The organism is Flavobacterium plantiphilum (assembly GCF_046000495.1).
GTDB lineage: Bacteria > Bacteroidota > Bacteroidia > Flavobacteriales > Flavobacteriaceae > Flavobacterium > Flavobacterium plantiphilum.
On sequence record NZ_JBELQA010000002.1, the window covers coordinates 19621 to 41143 of the forward strand.

The window sequence follows — 21523 nt, forward strand, 5'->3', positions numbered from 1 at the left end:
TACAATTATTCAATTTTAAAATAAAGATTAGATAACCCTTAGATAACTTCCGTCTTAGTAATTCAGTCCATATTTGCAGTACTAAATATAAACAAAAAAATCACATTAAGAAGATGAAAAAATTAGTATTGACTCTAGCTATTTTAGGTGCAATTGTTACAGGTTGTTCAAATGACGATAACAATAATGGTCCTGAAGTTCCGGAAACAGGAGTTTTATCTGGAAACATTACAGAAAATATGACATTAAACGCTGAGACACTTTATACATTAAAAGGTGCTACTTATGTTAAATCAGGTGTAACTTTAACTATTCCTGCAGGAACAAGAATTGAAGCAGATAGCCAATTTGAAGAAGTTGCATTTTTAGGAATTGAAAAAGGAGCTAAAATAATAGCTCAGGGTACTGCAGCTAAACCGATTGTTTTTACATCAAACGCAGCATCTCCTGCACCACAGGACTGGGGAGGATTAGTAATTTGTGGAAATGCAGTTACAAACCTGGGAACAAACGTTACTGCAGAAGTTACAGGTTTAACTTATGGAGGAACAAACCCAGCTGATAATTCAGGGGTTCTTTCTCATATTATCGTTGAATATTCAGGTAACTTAATCAATGATGATGCTGAATTTAATGGTGTTACTTTTTATGCTGTAGGTTCAGGAACAACTGTTAACAACATCTTAGTTTACCAAGGTTCTGATGACGGATTTGAGTGGTTTGGAGGATCAGTAAATGCAACAAATCTTGCTGCTATTGGATGTCAGGATGATTCTTTTGACTGGACAGAAGGATGGAACGGAACTGTAACTAATTTATATTCTGATCAATCTTCTGCTACTGGTTTTTCTGCTGACAGCCGTGGAATCGAAGCTGATAACAATCAAAACAATGCTTTATTAGCTCCAATTTCTAACCCAACATTATCTAATGTAACACTTATAGGAAGAAATAATCCTGCAGTTACAAAAGAAGCCGGTGCCTGGTTAAGAAGAGGAACTCATGCTACAATCACAAACTTGTATATCACTGGTTTTAAAAGTACTCAATCTGGATCTGGGTTTGGAATCAACTTTGACGGAACTGATTCTCAAACTTATTTTACAGCTAATAAATTAAACAATGTAACAATTGTAAATTCAACTACTGCAAGTAATATGATTTTAGGATTCAATGCTACAACTACTGCAACCGGTGCCGGAAATGGTGCTGCAAAAGCAAGCTGGATGGATTGGATGGGTCTATAATCCCTAATAAATAACATTAAAAATGCCTTCCTTTTACAGGAGGGCATTTTTTTTGGTACAGTATTTGATTTTTCGTATATTTACTACTCAAAATCAAGCTAATGAAAAAAAACTACTTTTATAGTATCATTTTAATGGTTTTTCTTTTCTCCCTGAACAGTAATGCTCAGGCAGCAAAGTCACAAATAAACCTGAATGCTCCTTCTGTAATAGAGGGCTTGAATTTGTATCCTAATCCGGTAAGTGATAGTCATGTATACATAACAACTAAAAATGATGCCGATAAAGAAATTATTATTTTTGATCTTCTGGGGAAAAAAGTACTTCAAACCAGAATCAGTTCCAAAGAATTGAATATTTCTAATTTGGCTCCGGGTGTTTATATCATTAAAATAAATGAACAAAATGCTACGGCAACCCGAAAACTTATTGTAAGATAAAATACAAATTCAGAAAACAATCATAAAAGCTTCAAAATTCAAATTGAAGCTTTTTTTATACCTGAGAAAAAACATTAATTTATACCTTTGCTAAAAAAATTCTTGATCACAGCTACTGATATATTTACGATTTCGAGCCAAAAGCAATTTGAAAAAATAGCATTAAAAGTGTTTCGTTTTCAATATGAAAATAATTTAGTGTATAAAGAATTTTGCGACTTCTTAAAAACAGATGTGCAACGTGTAAAAACGATACAACAAATCCCTTTTTTACCCATCCAATTTTTTAAAAGCCACCAAGTAGTTTCTAACAACAATCCTATTCAAACCACTTTTACAAGTAGTGGAACCACAGGAATGATTACCAGCAAGCATCTTGTAACCGATGTAACGCTTTATGAAGAAAGTTACCGCAAAGGATTTTCTGAATTCTACGGCAACATCGAAAATTATGTCATTCTGGCTTTGCTTCCTTCCTATCTGGAAAGAGACGGTTCTTCATTAATTTATATGGTTGAAGATTTGATAAAATTGTCTAATCATCCTGAAAGTGGTTTTTATCTGCACAATCATGAAGATTTGATTGAAAAATTAATCGAATTAGACCAATCCGGACAAAATATAATCCTGATTGGTGTTACCTATGCTTTGTTAGATTTAATCGAAAAGCAAAAATTTGAATTACAAAATACTATCATCATGGAAACTGGCGGCATGAAAGGCAAACGCAAAGAAATGATTCGTGAAGAGCTTCATGAACAATTGTGTGACGGTTTTGGCGTTTCGGCAATCCATTCTGAATACGGCATGACTGAACTATTGTCTCAAGCCTATTCTTTAGGCGAAGGCGTATTCGAATGTCCTTCGTGGATGCAAGTCCTTATTCGTGATACCGAAGATGCTCTGACTTATATTCCGCAAGGAAAAACAGGCGGAATTAACGTAATTGATCTCGCTAATATCAATTCCTGTTCCTTTATTGCCACACAGGATTTGGGCAAAAAATATCCCAACAACTCTTTCGAGGTATTGGGACGTTTTGATAATTCCGATATTCGCGGTTGTAATTTGATGGTGCTTTAATTTTCTTCTATTACACCTATACTTTCAACTCCTTCTTTTTTTATTAGTTCTCTTTCCTTTTGTCCTTTTTTCTCTAAAAATTTATAAACGCCATAACATCCTAAACCTCCACAAAAAACAAAAAACAAACTCCAGGCGGAACCGTCATAATTTTCATTAGCTACAGCATCAAAACCATACACAATTCCAAACAAAATGGCTCCAAAAAAACCAGCTATCATCTGTCCACCATAATACGACCCAATCCCGATAAAAAAATAGAGCCATTTATTTTTTCCGTATTCAATCGCTAAATTGCTAAATGATTTCCAAATCCAATAAATAAATAAAAGTCCAATCATAGTTTATAATTTACATCAGCACTAACTTACAAAATAAAACAATATTTCAGCTCTATTGACAGAAAGTATTTTTTTCAATCAAATAATACATCCCAATGACTCTTTCGAATTATTGGGATGTATGGATCATTCAGTAATTGGTTTATAACTTGATGAATAATTTAAATTATTCCTTCTCTATTCAATATAAAAAAAGAATATACCAACAAAAAAGACTGTCAAAAATTACTTTTTGAACAGTCTTTTGTAAAGAAAAATTGCTGCAATAATGATTATTTATTCAAGCACTACTTTTAAGTTATTTTCTCCATCAGCACTTAGTACTTTTAAAAGATATATACCTCTTGCCTGATTAGGCAGATTAAATGGTACATCTTGTTTTCCATCTTTCAGACTAACTTCTTTTTGCATTACTAATTGCCCTATAATATTTGTAATAATAATAGTCGCTTTAGATGATTTATAACCGCTAAGTTGTACTGTAAAATCTCCTGTAGTAGGATTAGGGAAGGCTAGAACCTCAACTATTAGTTCTTGTTTTTGTGATATTACCGAACATGAGCCCAATTTACATCCATGATTTAAATGTGCCTGAACAGCATTTGAACTCACACAAATTTCCTGTCCATTATGACATACCATTACCTTGTTTCCTGAATTACCACATTGTACATTGATTACATTAATATCAATTGAAGCCGAAGTTTGACATCCAAGAGCATCAGTAATAATTACGGTATAGGTTCCTGCCGAATTTACAATAATTGATTGTGACAATTGTCCGTTACTCCAGTTGTAAGTGTAAGGCGCTTTACCACCATCTGTTGTTGCTGTTATGGTTAATGACGATGGTCCATAACCAACGTATAAAGTGTTTTTTTCATGTGCATTGTTAATGGCATAAACATCAGCAATAGTTGCATTTAATGCTGCATTAACAGTAACTGTATTACTCACAGCAGTCTGATTATCATGAATATCAGTTACGGTCCACGTTATAGTAGAAACACCAACATTGAAGTTTCCACTGGCATCATTACTATTTCCACTTCTCGAAGTAGCACCGGTTATAACATAACTTATGGAATCGATACCGCAATTATCTGTTGCATTTAATGTAGGAATAGAATAAAAACCATTATCGTCATAACATACTGACACAGCTGATAATTCTGAAACTAAAGGTTTTTGGGTATCCAATACGATTACTTTTTGAGTGGCTGTATTGCTGTTTCCTACCCCATCTTTTACTGTCCAGGTTACTATTGTTGTTCCTGTAGGATATGTATTTGGAGCATCGTTAACAGGAGTTTCAACATGGTTAACATCACTGGTTTCAGGATTGCCTAAAACAACATTTGTTGCTTCACAACGTCCATTATCAGCACTAACAGTAATATCGGCTGGAGCAATGATAGCTGGGCCGGTGAAATCAAAAGTATAAATTTCGCCAGAAGTAAATCCGCTTTGCAGATTATTATTAGCTTCATCAACAATAGAAATTCCGCTTGCTTTTACATCCAACCGTAATGTTCCGTCTCCACTAATATCGCTCACAGTTACCTGATAAGAAATGGGACTCTCCGAAATGACAGAGCTGATTGTTCCTGCTGTATTCCCTGTTGCAGTAAGCGTAAAAGCATTATGATTTACTCCTGTGACATTTTTTGAAAATGTTACATTATAAGTAACTGTCGTTGCATTTGTGAGTGCATTTGCTGTTGCTGGTCTGTTTACCGCAAAGACCGCAGGAGGCATATTATCGATAATTCTAATATCAGGTTTAGGAGAACCATTTGGCAAATAGTAACTCAAATTTGCGGGCTGATTGTAGCCTATATTTTGAGTAGCTACCTGCATTCTGTAGGCTGGGTCGTGCATCAAAGCATATACTTTATGCTCTGTAGGAATCCAGGATGAAAAAAGTACAAATGCACTATTATCAGATTTTACAAAAACTAATTCTTCTCTCCAGTCTCCTAAAATATCTGCTACTAAATTAGCGTCCTGTTTAGTGGAGTGTATCGTGCTTGCTCCATAATACCAGGCTGTTAAAAGTCGGCCTCCATTATTAACATCATCAATTCCTGTATTATTTCTTAATTCGCGTTGAATATCACCATCAAAATAAACGGGCTGATAATAAGAATTGTAATTATAAGTTAAAGGATTTCCTTTTACATCAAATACAGAACTTTGATCGTCTTTGCCATTATCAATATAATCACCCACTACAGATATTTCAAAACCCGGATTATCGGCTGTAATGTCGGCTGCCCATGCTCTTCCTACATCTGCGGGACTTAGGATTTCCCAAATAATTTCTCCGGTGGCGGCATCACGAAATGATACTCCGTAAGTAGCATTTTCATGAGGTTGAAAATATTCCATACCAGGTCTGTCCGGATCTAAATCTCCTACAGCATGTGCATCACCATGACCTCTTCCGGTTGCATACAGACCTTTCCCATCATTATCAATCGCGCAGGCACCATACATCAATTCATCCGATCCGTCACCATCAACATCTGCAACAGTTACACCATGATTTCCTTCTCCTCTATATAAAGTTCTCTCAGGTTCAGCTAATTTATCACTATCAAATTCCCATTCCTGTTTTAAATTATTACCATCCCAGGTATAGGCTCCCATAGCAATTCTGGAATATATTCCACGACAGAAAACCAATAACGGACCTTTGTCCTTGTCGTACAAAACTGCTGATTTTATAGACTGTGCTCTTTTGCCATAATTATCTTCCCAAGTCGCTTCGTGATCTTCTCTTGAACCTATAGAAATAGGATAATTTACTGTGGCCATTTCGGCTCCTGTTTGTCCATTAAAAACAGTCATATACGAAGGGTCTTCCATTAAATGTCCCGAAATTCTAGGTATAATCATAGCATCATCATCAGTTGCTGCAGGACCTTTACTTAAATAATTCCCTAACCCATCTTTGGTCCCTGGTCCCGTTTTACAAGCTATTTCAGCTTTTCCATCTCCATCCAGATCATAAACCATAAAAGCAATACTATTATATGTTGTATTAGGTCCACAACTTATTCTCCACAAACTATTTCCTTTTAAATCAATCGCTTCTAAATAGGCATTTTCAGGATGTGTGGTAGGTTCCCATTCAAAAATCAACTCATACTGACCATCGCCATCTAAATCCCCAACAGACATATCTCCTGCAAAATAATCCGGACCCGGGGCTGCGGGGATAGGAATTTCTAATCTTGCTACATTTGGTTTTCCGGGTTCAATAGAAGGTGCATACGGCCATACAGTAACTTCGGGAGAAGTTTGATTCCCTGATGAAGAAATTGCTTCTACTTTATATACATCGGAAACCAGTCCACTAGGATCAACATAATTTGTCGATGACGTAATTGGTGTTGTATTTAGTTTTGCGCCGTTTTTGTATAAATTGAAACCTACATCCGGGTTATCGCTACCCACCATTCTCCAGGAAAGAAAAACACCATTTTTAATTCCCAGAGCTACTAAACCTCTATCCAGAAATTCCATTGGTCGTGGCATTGAACCACCCGGATAATCATTTACAGCAATAGCTATTTTAGCAGTAGTACTGCCTGCTATATTAGTAGCAGTAATCGTGTACTCATTTTCAGCCGAAACACTTCTTGGAGTTCCGCTAATAATTCCTGTTTTAGTATTCAGACTTATACCTGCCGGCAAATTTGGACTAACGCTGTAGGAAGCAACCGCTCCTCCGCTTACTGTCGGATTTAATGCTTTGAATATACCTTTTGTAAATATATTTGGTGTACTGTAACTTAAACCATTTGGACTTGGAATATGAGATATTGTAATAGTAACATTCACTATATTACTATCAGATGTTCCATCATTGGCTCTATAAGAAAAACTATCTGTTATTGTATCAGATCCATTATGAACATAACTAAAGGTTCCATCCGAATTTAAAATTAAAGTTCCATTAACCGGACTATTAACTAAAACAGCGCTTAAAACATTATTCTCAATATCGTTATCATTAGCCAATACAGATGTTTGTCCATTGTCTAAACTCGTTGCCGTTCCATTGAGAGCTACTGTAAATGCATCTGCAACCGCTATAGGAGGATTATTTATAAATGTACCAGCAATAACTGTGGTAGTATTGGTTTCGGAATCATATTTACCTGAAATTGGTTTTCCTGCTGCCAGCGCCATTCCCGATGCTTTTATCTTATTAGCATCAACCAACGCCTGAACCGCCATTGTTTGATCACCAGGAATCCGCATACTTCCGGCATCAATTGTAACAGAACCGGTAGTATTGATGGATAATGATGAAAAAGAAGTATAATTTACATTTAACGTTCCTGAATTAATATTGATAACACCTGTACTATTGCTACTATAACCTAAGGTTAAACTTCCTGCAGAACCTAAAGTCAATGTACCCCCGTTAATATTAATTGTACCTGAGGAAGCAAGACCTAATCTCCATACGTTATTTCCAATTAAATTAGCACCTGCATTCACATTTACAATACCAGGCGAGGCTGATGAATTTCCAACATAAAATTTCGCACTATTAACTGTAGCTGTATTAATATTTAATGTTCCATTAACCGAAGTAGTAGCCGCACTTGGTGTCGTGATATTTTGGGTCACATTAAAAGTTACCCCTTTACCTATGGTAATCTGCCTGCAATTAATAGCAGCCGAATTGGTTATCTGACTGTCATTATTAGCTGTAGCAGTAATAGTAAACACATCAGAAGCAGTAAAAGCCGATGGTACAGGATTCCAATTTTCAAAAGTTGAAAAATCAGAAGAAGCTGCGCCCACCCAGGAATAATTCTGAGCTATCGCATCATTAAAAGTCCCTAAAAAGAAGACGATAACAATCCCCCATAGAAGATTGTTTTTGAGTAATTTTCTATTCATAAATAATTTTGGTTGGTTAATAATAAAACAAACTTAGATATTACATAGGCTTATCAACGTATCAATAATTGCCAATAGTTATCAAAACCTGCCAAAACTATTTGTGAACGTAATCAATTTAAAAACATCAATTATCCAAATTATAATGTTCAATTCTTCTAAAAAAACAAAAACACTTGTAAAAAGATTTAGCAAATTCGGGCACTTCCTGAATCCATAAAGCAGTAGTATACTGTAAACAATTAAAAAAAGTCTATCTCCATTTAAAAAAATTTCGATAGACTTTTCAAAAAAAATTGACTAAACCATTTATAACAAATTATAAACTTCTGTTTTCATTTCGCTAAAAAAACGAACTAATTAACCGCTTCATAAAATTCAACTTCCACTATTTTTAATTGACCATTTGCTTTATCACCGGCTTTCAATCCGGCCTGATCAACTTTTCCTGTGATTTCTACAATATTCATATCACCATCATCTTTTGTTATACCCGCAAGCTCGATTCTTATTTTTTCTCCTTTAACCGCTTTACAGTCTAAAGTGACATATCCTAAGCTTGTAGGAGTCGTACCATTATAAATTTCCTTATCATCCGAAAAAATTCGGATTGGATATCTTTTACTTCTCCATCCGGAAAGTTTTAACACTACCTGATTAATCGTAGCTTTTCGCTCTAGTTCGTATTCAATTCTTGGATTACCTTCTTTATCGTTTGACCATTCTGTTAATTCATTATCATCATAACTTTTAGCTGCATCGGCTTGGTTAGAAGTTGTTTTTACTCCAACAATTGCAATTGGAGTTCTTGTTTTTTTAAATGAAGGAGTCAAAGGTGTTGGACCTTTTTCTAAATAAGAAGGCAAATTAGCATCAGGTAATCTCTTAGTTAACTTTGAATTCTCAACAGCAATGGTTTTTATAACTAATTCGCCTGTTTTAAGATCAGCTGAAGTAGCTTTTATTTTAATTTCTCCTTCTTTATTGCTTGTTCTAATCATAATCCGGTTCACACCACATTCTACAGGAAGATTTTTAGACCCAATATAATTATCCGGTCCCTGAGCAATCCCTCCGATAAATGTTCCCTGACCCTGAACATCAAAATCAATCATGTTTAAGGCTGTGGGACAGCGACGTCCTTTATCATCTACCACTTCAACTTCAACAATAGCTATATCACTTCCGTCAGCCAGAGTTCCTCCTGGTCTTGTTATCGGACTTAATTTAACCGCAGCAGGTTTTCCGGCAGTATAAATCACATCTTCACAGACTTTTTTACCTTTCTGATCGTAGCCTACCGCTTTTATATTCCCGGCTTCAAATTTTACATTTTTAAAAGTAAAAAGGAAATTCTTAGTTCTGGCACCTTTCCCAAGGCTTTTATTATTCACAAACAATTCCACATTATCTGCCGTAGAAACTACAGTGATATTTTTAGTAATATTAGTATCATAATTCCAATGTCCAATAATATGAGCAGCGGGATTCTCAGTATCTACCCATCCGTCCCAGATTACCTGATGAGCAAAAAAACCATCTTTAGGAATTCGTATCGGATCTACTTCACCACTTCTTCTGTAATTTTCAGCTCCTCTAAAATGAGTATTACTATCGGAGAAAATAATATTTACACCTCCAGAACTCACTCTGTTTCCGGTACCCGGTCGTGCTTCCCAGTAGTCGTACCAACGCGTTACACTTTCAATAGCATGAGCATCCTGATTATGATTATAAGGACTTGCATCAGCTACTTTACTACCATTTACATTAGTATGATTAGTCCCTCCTGTTCCTTCTTTATGAAATGGTGGCGTGAATTCATCCCAGTATTTACGGAGACCTTCATCCCTGCTGTATTCAGTAGCCCAAAACGGAAGCCTGGCACTTTTATTAATATACAGCATTTCTCCTCCATATTCTGCCACCTGACTATCCAGCATTTCCCGGCTCCCTATTGCACGTCCGCCAAAAGGATCATAAGTATCCCGAATTGCTTTCATCTCAGCCATATGTTCTTCAGAAATACTTTCGTTACCTGATTCATAGAATAAAATACTCGGGTTGTTGCGGTTGTAAATAATAGCATCACGCATCAATTCAGTACGTTGTTTCCATCTTCTGCCGGTTACATCCTTTTCAGAATCTCCAGCCGGCATTGCCTGGATTAAACCTACTCTGTCACAAGATTCTACATCCTGTTTCCATGGAGTAATGTGCATCCATCGCACCAGATTTCCGTTGCTTTTAATCATCAGACTGTTGCTGTAATCACTCATCCACGCAGGAACAGACATTCCTAAAGAGGGCCATTCATTACTGGTACGCTGAGCATAACCATGCATCATAATCACACGGTCATTGAGCCATATTTTCCCTTTTTCAAACTTTGTTTTACGGAATCCGGTACGAATAGTTACGTTATCAACTACTTTGTTATCTACTATTAATTCGCTTTTTACATTATATAAATACCCGTAACCCCAACTCCAGAAATTTAAACCAGTTAATGCTTTAGATGCTTTTAAATCCTGTACCGCATTGGGAGCAATTGTAATAGTTTCTCCTGTAAAAGTGGCTACAATCTTCCCATCCATATCGGCAACATTAACTTTAAGCTGTGCTTTTACAGATGATGCATTTTCATTTTTAACCTGAGAAGAAATATTGATTGTCGCTTTCTTATTTTCAATGTCAAAATTACTTGCATAAACATAGGTTCCGGTTGTACCTAAACCGGAAAATAAAGGCAAGGTCTGGTACACTTTTGATTTTATATGTAAGAATACGTTTTTTGGAATACCTCCGTAATTAGCATTAAAATTTTTATCATTCCATTGATAAGGTGAGTTGGATGATTTTTCTCTGTATTTCCAATCATTATCTGTCTTTACTGCGATCACATTTTCTTTTGGATACGGATTTAAGAAAGAGGTAATATCGAAACCAAAAGCCATAGCACCATTTTCATGACGTCCCACAAAATTTCCGTTTACATAAACTTCTCCCATTTGGCGAACACCTTCAAACTCGATAAAAACCTTTTGATTTTTTGCTTCTGCAGGAAGCTGAAATGTCTTGCGATACCAGGCAATACCTGTAGACAAACTCGTAATATCTACTTTAAAAGCTTCTTCCTGATTCCAGGCATAAGGCAGATTAACTCTCTTCCAGTCCTTATCATTATAATCTTGATTTTTGGCATCCACATCCCCCACATTTAGTTTCCACTCGTAATTGAAATTGTATTTTACCCCTTCATCCACTTCTTGGGCAAAAATGCTACTCGTAAATAACAATAATAAACTGATTTTACAATACAATAATTTCCTGCTCATTTTAATTTATCTAAAGTTAGTAATCCTTAAAGACTTCTGCTAAAAAATCGCAGAAGAGAAAAAACAAATTTAGTCTTAAAGTTATTTTTATAAGTATCAAATACTGCCAATTTATATCATATTTTGCCATATCTCTATTGGATACCCAACAACAAAAACAGCTTAAACAATTGATTTTAATAAATTTAAAAAACTATTTCCCATACTGCGAAGGACTACAGCCAAAATACTTGGAGAAAGTACGCGAGAAGTTAGACGGTTCCGAAAAACCTAACTTATAAGCAATTTGCGAAATATTCAAATCGGAATTCCGGAGTAATTCTTCGGCCTGATTCATCTTTACTTTTGTAATAAATTCATGCACGGTATTTCCGGATATCCCCTTTAATTTTCGATACAATTGTCTGGAACTGATATGGAGCAGTTTGGCCAATTCTTCCGAATTGAATTCGACATCTTCCATATTCAGATGAATCAGATGAATTATTTTTTCCAAAAATTCATTATCCTGATTGGGCATTTCTTCCTGCAATTGCTCAATAGTTGCAATACCGGCCATTTTTTTCTGCAGGATGATTCTGTTTTCTAAAACACTTTTAATTTGAGCCCTTAACACCTCCACATTAAAAGGCTTCATCACATAAGCTTCGGCACCTAAATGATAGGCTTCTATTTTGCTTTCGTCGGCTCCTTTAGCCGTTAACAAAATAATCGGAACGTGACAGGTATTTTCATCACTTTTTAATGCCTTACAAAGCTCTGTACCTTCCATTTCGGGCATCATAATATCGGAAACTATAATATCCGGAATTTGTTTAATGGCTGTTTCTAGTCCTTTTTTACCATCATACTCCTGAAATACAATATAATCCTTACTTAATTCTTTATTCAAATAGGTTTGAATATCAGGATTATCTTCCACAATCAAAAGGGTGGGCTTAGCGCCTTCAAAAGGCTGCTCATCAATTGGCTGAACCGGATAGTTATCTTCAAAAAAAGTTTTTTCAGGAACGAGCTCTACTACATCCTCTGATGCGGCAGCAACAAATGGTAAGCTGATAAATACTTTTGTCCCTTTATTCAACACACTCTTAATGTTTATAGTTCCATTTAAAAAGTGCACCAGATTTCTGGTTAGCGACAAACCAATACCCGATGAATACCCATAATACGGACTTGGTCCTACATTATTAAAAGGCTCGAAAATTTTCTCCAACTCCGATTCCTCGATTCCGATACCATTGTCTTCAATTACAATATCAATACCCGATGCGACGGTATTATGCGTTACCGAAATAGTTACTTTTCCGCCATCAGGTGTGTATTTAAATGCATTGGAAACAATATTGGTAATAATTTGCTCTGTTTTTTCAAAATCCAGATAACAAGGCAATGTTTCTTCGGAAGTATGCAATTGCAGCGCAATATTTCGCTTTGTCGAAATAAATTTGAACGTATTGTAACAGCTTTCTATGAACACATTAAAATCCTGAACCGTAGGATTGCTTTTTAATTTTCCGGTTTCGGATTTTCTAAAATCCAAAATCTGAGCTATCAGCTTACTCAGATAACTGATATTTCTATTGACAATTGAAAAATAAACTTCCTTATCTCCGGGAGCCAATGTATTGTCCTGAATACGTTTTAAAGGATCAACTATCAGTGTCAACGGTGTTTTTAAATCATGGGAAATATTAGTAAAGAATTCCAGCTTTTCTCTGTTTAATTCTTGTTGTTTTTCGGCATTTAGCCGTTCGGATTTAATTTCGTTTTTTAACCGTTCACGGTACAATATTCCTTTGATAATCCAGTAAACAATACCAATTATCAAAACTGAAAATAAAATTCTGGCCAGCCAGGTATCATACCATGGAGCCTCAACGTGTATTTTTAATGCTCTGAGCGGTGACTTTGTATTATCAGACGACAGCAGGCGGGCTTTAAAAACATAAGTTCCCGGAGGTACTTTATTATACGTTATTTTACTATTTGTGGTCTTAATCCATTTATCATCATACCCTTCTAAAATATATTCATAAACCTCTTTATTGGTACGATTGTAATTTAAAGAAGCTAATTCAATTGCAAAATTTCGATTTTCATATTCGAGCTGAATAAATTCCGTTTGCGACAAATCCTTAGTTAAAACATCTCTTCCTTTTACAGTATCCATCGGAATCACTTTCTCATCCGAGAGATACAGGGTTTTAAAAATGAGTTTATTATTAGTTACAACGGTTTTTATTTCCGACGGATTAAATGCCAGATAACCATTTTTATCACCAAAATATATTTTCTGATTTACCGTATCCTTATAAAAAGCTCTTTCAGAAAAAGTCCATGAGCCAAACTGATCTTCTTTATGAAAATTAGAAATTTTATTCGAAACCAGATCAACCATTGAAATTCCCTTTTTATGAGCAATCCACAAATTTCCTTTTGCATCATCTGTAATAGAAGAAATATAAGAATTAGGTGTTTCCGAGTGCAGTTGTACTTTCTCAATTCGCATCGGATTGCTTCTAACATCTATTTTATTCAGCCCCTCACTGGTACCCACCCATATGTTTCGGTTTTTATCCTGATGTAAAGCATAAATAATATTGCCTGAAATAGTGTTTTTAACATTCTTCTGAAAAGTATTCAATTGTATTTCGTCATATACTTTCCCTTTACTATCTATTTTCAGCAGGATCACTCCATTTCCCTCTGTAGCCAGCCAGAGTTGACGATCATCAACCGATAAAATATCCATGACACTGTGATTATTGATTTTATCTGTCAGGTCAATAAAATCAATAGCCTTACTTGTTAAATGTACCCGGGCAATACCATTATAAAGTCCAACCCATAGATAATTACTTCCTGATGCCTCCAGCGCATACACAGACCAAGTGCTCAGATCCGGACATAAATCTTTATTAATAATCCATTTACAACGGTTGGTTTTTGGATCGTAATATTCTAATCCGTTGATTCCTCCTATCCAGATTCCTCCTTTATCATCTTTTAATAAAGTACGTACAAATTTTATCCGGCTGCCCGATTTATAAAAAGGATGGCTGTTATCAAGCTCTTCCTTATTGTAAATTAAAATTCCATCATCAGTTCCTAACCAGATCTTTCCTGCTACTTTTAATACTGCTTTGACAATAGAAAATTTAGAGTTTCCACTGTCTTTTCTAAAACTGTAATGCAATTCGAAAGGATTCCGGTTCGGATTTGCCTTGTAAACATCTCCGCCTCTGGTACCCAGCCAGATTGTATTTTGATTATCTATAAAAAAATCGGTAATATAATCATCTACTAACTGTCCCGGATGATTGATATTAGCTTTATAAACATATTTCTCGCCGGTTTTGACATCCTGAGACGTAAACTGGTGTAAGGATAAAAAATAGCTCTTTCCGTTTACAATTCGATTTCTATGGAGCTGATTGGCATTACTGCTTAGTTTTTTAACTAAAATTTCAGGTACTTTATCATCAGCAATTACTTTAAAAGTATTTTGCTGATAATCAAATTTGACATATTTATTATCAAATGTCAGAAACCAAAGTCCCCGTTTTTGATCTGAAATAATATTGCGAATCCTATTATTAGGCAGTGAGGTTTTATCATTAGGAATGTGATAAAAAAAGTCAAATGTTTTACCATCATAGCGATAAACACCATTCCAGCTCCCAATCCAGATGTAACCTACAGAATCTTTAGCAATACCATGAATTTGCGTTACAGGATTGACTTCCCTGCCGGTAATTTTTTCAAAAAAGAGATTTTGTGCTTTTACTGATGAGTTTAACAACAGAAAAAGCATAAAAAAAGAAATGACATAAGAAAAAACCAGTTTGTTTTTCATACAATTCAAGCAAATAAATTCCTGTTATTAAAATCCAAAAATAGACAACATCTTTAATAAACCAAAAAAACCTGATAACATATTGCTATCAGGTTTTAGTGTTTTTAGAATAATCCTATTTATAATTCAGGAACTTTTATATAATTTTACAACCTATGTATGAAATTTTCCAAAAATATCTTGACGAAAAAACGACGCTGACAAAAGCAGAATCAGAACTGATACAATCATTTGCAATTATAAAAAAACTGCGTAAAAGACAATATCTCCTTCAGGAAGGTGATATCTGGAAATATGATGCTTTTATTACACGCGGCTGTTTGCGCACTTATTCCGTTGATGAAAAAGGAACTGAACATGTAAATAGTTTTAGCATCGAAAACTGGTGGACAGGAGACAGGGAAAGCCTTATGTTTCAACAGCCATCCCGCTTTAATATAGACGCTATTGAAGACAGCGAATTAGTATTATTTACACATGACAATTTTGAGTTTTTGTGCAAAGAGATTCCAGCCTTCAATAATATGGTAAATGCTATATTGCAAAAAAGTTTTATTGCAGCTCAAAACCGAATTCAGGCTTCGCTTAGTTTTACAGCAGAAGAAAAGTATCTTAATTTTATATCTAAATATCCTGGATTTGCTTCAAGGATTCCTCAAACCATGATTGCATCTTATCTGGGAATGACACCGGAAACATTAAGCCGTATCAGGAAACAAACAGCAAAAAAATAATCTATACATAAAGGAGCTTTTCAGCTCCTTTTTTTATGCCTTTTTCAAAACTCTTGATATAGATCAAGTTTTTACTTATTTCTAATCAATGCCCAGGTTTTGCATTCTACGCAACTTTGTAATGTTCAAAAGAAACAATAATAACATTATAAAAATTAGAAATCATGTCAAAAACAATTTTCATTACAGGTACAAGTACAGGCTTTGGTAAACTTACAGCTATAACATTAGCTAATGCAGGTCATTCAGTAATTGCAGGAATGCGCAATACCAAAGATAAAAATGCCGATGCAGCAAAAGAACTTTCTCAACTCTCAAACATTGAAGTAGTAGATATTGATATTACAAATGATTCTTCGGTAAAATTGGCCTTCGAAAAAGTAATTAATAAATACGGTAAAATGGATGTACTAATCAACAATGCTGCCGTAAGTGGATTTGGTCTATTAGAAGGATATTCAATCGATCAGATAAGTAAAATGTTTGATGTAAATGTTTACGGAGTACTTCGTACTTATCAGGCTGTTCTTCCTTCCATGAGAAAAGAAAAAAATGGACTTATCATCAACATTACTACTGGTGCAAGCGGTCATACACTCCCTTTTATGATTCCTTACATTTCTTCAAAATTAGTGGTAGAAAGCATTACCGAAGGTTTACAGGATGAACTTGCTGATTACGGAATTGAAAACGTAAGTATTCAGCCTGGTGTATACCCAACTGAAATGAACAATGGTTCTAAAGCCGGTATTCATGCTGACAAACAGGAAATCCTGGAACAATATGGTAATGTGGCTACAGCAAAATTTAATGCTTTAGGAGCTGCACTTTTTGGTAAAATGGCTCAGTTTGATATGAATCCGCAAACTATTGCTGATGGAATACTAGAATTGGTTAGCATGAAAAAAGGAGAACGACCACTCCGTTTTCCACTTGATGCAATTGCTCAGGGAACTGATAAAGAATTTATTGAAGCACGTGCCAGAATTAAAGCAAAATGGTTAGCTGCATACAGTAATTAATTCAATTAATAAATAATTTAAATACAATTAGATCATGAAAACAAATAATAAAACAAATCAAAAATTACAAAACTCTGCCATTGCCTTAATGAATTTAGTGTTATTCTTTTCAGCCTCTGAAAAAGCAGAGGCTCAAAAAAAAGCTAATATAATTGGTATTGACCACGTAGGAATAAATGTCCCAGACATGAATCAGGCAATAGGTTTTTTTACCGATGTACTGGGTTTTTCGCCAGTCACTACACTTGGACCAATTCCGTTAGATGATGCCTGGAAAAAAACAAATCATATGCAAGCAGCTACAGGTCCGGTCACCATAAAAATGATTCAGGCAGGAACGGGTGCTAACATTGAATTATTCGAATATAAAGATAATAAAGGAAGTACAAAACATCCCGGGGGTGATGATATCGGAGCAAGTCATATTGCATTTTATATCGATGATATTAAGCAAAGTGTAGATTATTTAAAAAGCAAAGGCGTTCAATTCCTTGGCGAACCATTTCTAATGCCATCGGGTGACACCGAAGGAGAAAGCTGGGTATATTTTTTAACACCCTGGGGTTCTAAATTGGAATTAGTATCCTACCCAAATGGTAAAGGTTATGAAAAAAACAAACCTACTACACTTTTATGGTCGCCTAAAAATCCTCTTGGAAAATCAAATGTACCTGAAAACCATCAGGATATTTTATCGGAATCAGCTATTCATTCTTTAGTCGAAACGCATCTTACTATATGGAATGAAAAAGACGTGAAAAAACGTGAGTCTTTAATGAATGAAGTCTATACTGATACTATCGAAATGATAGATACTCATCTCATTGCAAAAGGTCATTCTGAGATTAACGGATTTATTGATGGCTTACACAAAAAAAATCCAAATTCCAGATTTTCCCATATCAAAGCTATTGATTTCAATCATAATATAGCACGACTTTATTGGCAAAATGGTCCGTCTGAGAAACCTGATGCTACAACAGGAATGGATCTTTTCATTTTCGAAAATGGAAAAGTAAGTCGCTTATATGTTTTTGTTGACAATAAAAAATAAATAGTATGAAAAAGATTTTGCAAAACAGGACTTCGACAAGTCATGACAAGACCCAACCAACAACAATTACAGTGAGCGCTTATTACAGAGTTCATCCAACCGACAGACAAACTTTTATTGATGCCGTTATACCTGAAATGATTGCAGCAAATCAATTGGAAGGTTGTATTTATTATGCCTTTTCACAGGATCTTACTGATGAAAACACTTTCCATCTCCTCGAAGGATGGGCAGATGAAGAAGCATACGAACGTCACGAAAATTCGGAAACATTTTTAACCGCTTTAAGTACAGTTGTAAAAAATGTAGAAATACTCGATCGTCAGGGAGTTCGTTATGCTATTTCGAAAATCCATATTGATGATCCAAGAGACAAAGTATCATAAATAAAACAGAAACATCTATAAACTCAAAAAACCTGATAACATATTGATATCAGGTTTTTGAATTCAAGTATTATATTGGAAATTAATCTTTCAATTAAACTACTCTTACCACAAAATAATTTTTCTTCCCGCTTTGTAATAATACAAATTGATTATTTATTAAATCATTGTTTGAAAGCACAAAATCTTCTTTTACTTTTTCTCTGTTTACCGAAATAGAATTAGCAGTCAAAGCGCGTCTGGCTTCACCATTGGATTTTAAAAATCCGGTCTTTTCGTTTAAAACATCCACAATATTAATTCCGGTTGCAATTTCAGTTCTTGCAATTTCAGCTTGCGGAACACCATCAAAAACTTCCAAAAAAGTAGCCGAATCTAATTGTTTTAAATCGTCAGCATTCGAATTTCCAAACAAAATTCCCGATGCTTTTACAGCATTTTCTAAATCTTCCTTCGAATGAACCATAATTGTAATTTCTTCAGCTAAACGCTTCTGTAACAATCGCAAATGCGGAGCTTCTCTGTGTTGCTCTGTTAAATCCTCGATTTCTTCTTTCGATAAAAAAGTAAAAATCTTGATATACTTTTCAGCATCAATATCTGAAGTGTTTAACCAATATTGGTAAAATTTATAAGGCGAAGTTCTTGCTGCATCTAACCAGATATTTCCTCCTTCGGATTTTCCGAATTTAGTTCCGTCGGCTTTTGTAATCAACGGACAAGTTAAGGCATAGGCTTTTCCGCTGACAATTCGGCGCACTAATTCAGTTCCGGTAGTGATATTTCCCCATTGGTCGCTTCCTCCCATTTGCAACGTACAACTTTTATCTCTGTACAAATGCAGGAAATCATAACCCTGAACCAGTTGATACGTAAATTCCGTGAACGACATTCCTTCGGCAGCTTCAGAAGACAAACGTTTCTTTACAGAATCTTTAGCCATCATGTAGTTTACAGTAATGTGTTTCCCCACATCGCGAATGAATTCCAGAAATGAAAAATTCTTCATCCAATCGTAATTGTTTACCAACTGAGCGGCATTTGGAGCATCTGAAGTAAAATCTAAAAAACGAGCCAATTGTCCTTTTATCGCTTCCTGATTTTGACGCAAAGTAGCTTCGTCCAGTAAATTTCTTTCGTTAGACTTTCCTGACGGATCTCCAATCATTCCGGTTGCTCCACCTACTAAAGCTAAAGGTTTGTGTCCCGAAAGTTGAAAATGTTTCAACAACATTACGCCAACTAAGTGTCCTATATGTAATGAATCTGCAGTTGGGTCAATTCCCACATACGCCACACGCATTTGTTCCATCAAATGTTCTTCAGTGCCCGGCATAACATCGTGGAGCATTCCTCTCCAAGTTACTTCTTCAATAAAATTTTTCATCTTTTTTAATCAATTTACTTCATCTGTTCAGCCATTCAGGCTTCGAGTGCGCAAAGATAACTTTAATTACACAATTTGAAAATTTGAAAATGTACCAATTTGAAAAAAAATCTAAAATACTAATTGTTGCCTTGTAAAATTGATAAATTGTTACATTTGTATTTATGATTTTAGTTACAGGAGGAACAGGTTTAGTAGGCGCGCATTTATTGCTTCATTTAATTGAAAATGGAGAAAAAGTTCGTGCTATTTATCGAAAGCAAAATAATATTAAAAAGACAAAAGCGCTGTTTGAACATTACAATAAATCAGCACTGTTTGACGCTATAGAGTGGGTTCAGGCAGACATTATTGATATTCCTTCGTTAGAACATGCTTTTATTAATATTACCAAAGTCTATCATTGTGCCGCAATAATTTCTTTTGATCCCAGAGATGAGGACTTACTTCGAAAAACAAATATTGAAGGCACTGCTAATATTGTTAATTTCTGCCTTGCTAAAGGTGTTCAGAAACTATGTTACGTCAGTTCTGTAGCTGCTCTTGGTGATTTAGCCCCACACGAGACCATTATCACAGAAGAAACAGAATGGAATCCTGAGAAACATCATAATGATTATGCGATTTCAAAATATGGTGCCGAAATGGAAATCTGGCGTGGTCAGCAAGAAGGATTAAACGTAATTATCGTCAATCCAGGAGTAATTTTAGGACCCGGATTTGAAGATCAGGGTAGCGGGCAACTGATTAAAAAAATAGCTTCCGGATTATTGTTTTATACCAAAGGAACCACCGGATTTGTTGCCGTTAGTGATGTAGTACAGATTATGGAGCAATTAATGGAAAGTACCATCAAGAATGAACGTTATATTCTGATTTCTGAAAATGTTGTTTTTCAGGATCTTTTTAATACCATTGCAGACAGTGTAAAAGCAAAAAGGCCCAGCATTGAAGCTAAGCCTTATATGATGGAAATAACCTGGCGACTGCACTGGTTTTTAAGTCTTTTTTCGGGAAGAACCAATAATTTATCCAAACATACGGTACGTTCTTTTTTAAGTAAAACTACTTTTTCTAACACAAAAATTAAAAATGCAATAAATGTTACTTTTTCAGATGTACACCAGTACATTAAAGAAAATTTCAGCGTTAATTAATTTTAACACCATTTTTGATTACCGTAGCTTTTATTGCTTTAGAAGTTGATTTCGATTTTTCCGTTTTTTTCTTTACTAGTTTTAAACTGTCTTTTTTTCTGATTTTCTGTAACGAATCTTTTTTAGCCAAAGCCACTTTTTTTAATTCAGCAATAGAATCCAATCGTTTCTTTTTTACAGCAATCAGCGAATCTTTTTTGGCTTCTTTTTTAATCAGGGAATCTAAAACTATTTTTTTTCTTTCTATACGCTTAATCACACTATCGTACATTTCTTTATAATCGTCATATTTAGACGCATAATAAATGTTGTTTTGTGCAAATTGTACGCTGTCTACTTTATATTTTCTGAAAATAAACTCCTTAGGATTTACTTTATAATTTTCAGTAGTATTGGGATCATTGTATTTTATAGCTTCCAAAAGCGATAAATCATATATAATATTCTCCATTACTTCTTTATCTATAAGCGAATCGGGTTTCTGAACACCTTCTTCTTTACAGCTAAAAAACAATAGTATAATTACTAAAAATGAAACCGTTTTTTTCATGA

At 34.9% G+C, this 21523-nt stretch carries 14 protein-coding genes; 8 read left to right on the top strand and 6 right to left on the bottom strand.

Annotated features, from left to right (window positions below; genetic code table 11):
• Nucleotides 1–113 precede the first annotated feature (113 nt).
• From ABS764_RS02865 to ABS764_RS02875, 3 genes are all read left to right on the top strand, one after another.
• A complete protein-coding gene (locus ABS764_RS02865; RefSeq protein ID WP_408079785.1) occupies nucleotides 114–1247 on the top strand; it encodes a hypothetical protein in 1134 nt (377 codons plus the stop codon).
• Between the two features lie 101 nt (nucleotides 1248–1348).
• Entirely contained in the window at nucleotides 1349–1687 is a 339-nt protein-coding gene (locus ABS764_RS02870; protein ID WP_408079787.1) for a T9SS type A sorting domain-containing protein, read from the top strand.
• 102 nt (nucleotides 1688–1789) lie between these two features.
• Nucleotides 1790–2770 (top strand): LuxE/PaaK family acyltransferase, encoded by a 981-nt coding sequence (locus ABS764_RS02875; RefSeq protein WP_408080736.1) that lies wholly within the window; start codon nucleotides 1790–1792, stop codon nucleotides 2768–2770.
• On the opposite strand, the gene ABS764_RS02880 is transcribed toward ABS764_RS02875, so the two are convergent.
• The 4 genes from ABS764_RS02880 to ABS764_RS02895 all read right to left on the bottom strand — a co-directional run bounded on the left by ABS764_RS02880 (nucleotide 2767) and on the right by ABS764_RS02895 (nucleotide 15231).
• On the bottom strand, nucleotides 2767–3111 hold the full coding sequence (locus tag ABS764_RS02880; protein ID WP_408079789.1) for a hypothetical protein: 345 nt from the start codon (nucleotides 3109–3111) through the stop codon (nucleotides 2767–2769). The two genes, ABS764_RS02875 and ABS764_RS02880, sit on opposite strands and share 4 nt — an antisense overlap.
• A gap of 276 nt (nucleotides 3112–3387) precedes the next feature.
• Nucleotides 3388–8034 carry a rhamnogalacturonan lyase family protein gene (locus tag ABS764_RS02885; protein WP_408079791.1) on the bottom strand — a complete coding sequence of 1549 codons (4647 nt, stop codon included), beginning with the start codon at nucleotides 8032–8034 and terminating at the stop codon, nucleotides 3388–3390.
• Nucleotides 8035–8390: 356 nt separating this feature from the next.
• Nucleotides 8391–11372, bottom strand: coding sequence for a glycoside hydrolase family 2 protein (locus ABS764_RS02890; protein WP_408079793.1), 2982 nt, complete (start codon nucleotides 11370–11372; stop codon nucleotides 8391–8393).
• A gap of 193 nt (nucleotides 11373–11565) precedes the next feature.
• Nucleotides 11566–15231: a hybrid sensor histidine kinase/response regulator transcription factor gene (locus tag ABS764_RS02895; protein WP_408079795.1), complete on the bottom strand. Its 3666-nt coding sequence runs from the start codon at nucleotides 15229–15231 to the stop codon at nucleotides 11566–11568.
• 155 nt (nucleotides 15232–15386) lie between these two features.
• On the opposite strand from ABS764_RS02895, the gene ABS764_RS02900 reads away from it, so the two are divergent.
• The 4 genes from ABS764_RS02900 to ABS764_RS02915 all read left to right on the top strand — a co-directional run bounded on the left by ABS764_RS02900 (nucleotide 15387) and on the right by ABS764_RS02915 (nucleotide 18427).
• Nucleotides 15387–15965 carry a Crp/Fnr family transcriptional regulator gene (locus tag ABS764_RS02900; protein WP_408079797.1) on the top strand — a complete coding sequence of 193 codons (579 nt, stop codon included), beginning with the start codon at nucleotides 15387–15389 and terminating at the stop codon, nucleotides 15963–15965.
• Between the two features lie 164 nt (nucleotides 15966–16129).
• The gene (locus tag ABS764_RS02905; RefSeq protein ID WP_408079799.1) at nucleotides 16130–16987 is read left to right on the top strand and encodes an SDR family oxidoreductase; all 858 of its coding nucleotides are present in this window, start codon (nucleotides 16130–16132) and stop codon (nucleotides 16985–16987) included.
• Between the two features lie 34 nt (nucleotides 16988–17021).
• A complete protein-coding gene (locus ABS764_RS02910) occupies nucleotides 17022–18041 on the top strand; it encodes a VOC family protein (RefSeq protein WP_408079801.1) in 1020 nt (339 codons plus the stop codon).
• Nucleotides 18042–18046: 5 nt separating this feature from the next.
• Nucleotides 18047–18427 carry a putative quinol monooxygenase gene (locus ABS764_RS02915; RefSeq protein WP_408079803.1) on the top strand — a complete coding sequence of 127 codons (381 nt, stop codon included), beginning with the start codon at nucleotides 18047–18049 and terminating at the stop codon, nucleotides 18425–18427.
• A gap of 94 nt (nucleotides 18428–18521) precedes the next feature.
• Here ABS764_RS02915 and tyrS read toward each other — a convergent pair whose 3' ends face one another.
• Nucleotides 18522–19814, bottom strand: coding sequence for a tyrosine--tRNA ligase (gene tyrS, locus ABS764_RS02920; protein WP_408079805.1), 1293 nt, complete (start codon nucleotides 19812–19814; stop codon nucleotides 18522–18524).
• Between the two features lie 164 nt (nucleotides 19815–19978).
• Here tyrS and ABS764_RS02925 point away from each other — a divergent pair, with 164 nt between their 5' ends.
• Nucleotides 19979–20971: an NAD-dependent epimerase/dehydratase family protein gene (locus ABS764_RS02925; RefSeq protein WP_408079807.1), complete on the top strand. Its 993-nt coding sequence runs from the start codon at nucleotides 19979–19981 to the stop codon at nucleotides 20969–20971.
• On the opposite strand, the gene ABS764_RS02930 is transcribed toward ABS764_RS02925, so the two are convergent.
• A complete protein-coding gene (locus ABS764_RS02930) occupies nucleotides 20964–21521 on the bottom strand; it encodes a DUF4296 domain-containing protein (protein ID WP_408079809.1) in 558 nt (185 codons plus the stop codon). The genes ABS764_RS02925 and ABS764_RS02930 overlap by 8 nt on opposite strands.
• Nucleotides 21522–21523: the final 2 nt, after the last annotated feature.

What these genes read in the sequence shown, in the direction of transcription:
- ABS764_RS02865 (WP_408079785.1), top strand. Translation starts at nt 114, where the DNA reads ATGAAAAAATTAGTATTGACTCTAGCTATTTTAGGTGCAATTGTTACA.
- ABS764_RS02870 (WP_408079787.1), top strand. Translation starts at nt 1,349, where the DNA reads ATGAAAAAAAACTACTTTTATAGTATCATTTTAATGGTTTTTCTTTTC.
- ABS764_RS02880 (WP_408079789.1), bottom strand. Translation starts at nt 3,111, where the DNA reads ATGATTGGACTTTTATTTATTTATTGGATTTGGAAATCATTTAGCAAT.
- ABS764_RS02885 (WP_408079791.1), bottom strand. Translation starts at nt 8,034, where the DNA reads ATGAATAGAAAATTACTCAAAAACAATCTTCTATGGGGGATTGTTATC.
- ABS764_RS02890 (WP_408079793.1), bottom strand. Translation starts at nt 11,372, where the DNA reads ATGAGCAGGAAATTATTGTATTGTAAAATCAGTTTATTATTGTTATTT.
- ABS764_RS02895 (WP_408079795.1), bottom strand. Translation starts at nt 15,231, where the DNA reads ATGAAAAACAAACTGGTTTTTTCTTATGTCATTTCTTTTTTTATGCTT.
- ABS764_RS02900 (WP_408079797.1), top strand. Translation starts at nt 15,387, where the DNA reads ATGTATGAAATTTTCCAAAAATATCTTGACGAAAAAACGACGCTGACA.
- ABS764_RS02905 (WP_408079799.1), top strand. Translation starts at nt 16,130, where the DNA reads ATGTCAAAAACAATTTTCATTACAGGTACAAGTACAGGCTTTGGTAAA.
- ABS764_RS02910 (WP_408079801.1), top strand. Translation starts at nt 17,022, where the DNA reads ATGAAAACAAATAATAAAACAAATCAAAAATTACAAAACTCTGCCATT.
- ABS764_RS02915 (WP_408079803.1), top strand. Translation starts at nt 18,047, where the DNA reads ATGAAAAAGATTTTGCAAAACAGGACTTCGACAAGTCATGACAAGACC.
- tyrS (WP_408079805.1), bottom strand. Translation starts at nt 19,814, where the DNA reads ATGAAAAATTTTATTGAAGAAGTAACTTGGAGAGGAATGCTCCACGAT.
- ABS764_RS02925 (WP_408079807.1), top strand. Translation starts at nt 19,979, where the DNA reads ATGATTTTAGTTACAGGAGGAACAGGTTTAGTAGGCGCGCATTTATTG.
- ABS764_RS02930 (WP_408079809.1), bottom strand. Translation starts at nt 21,521, where the DNA reads ATGAAAAAAACGGTTTCATTTTTAGTAATTATACTATTGTTTTTTAGC.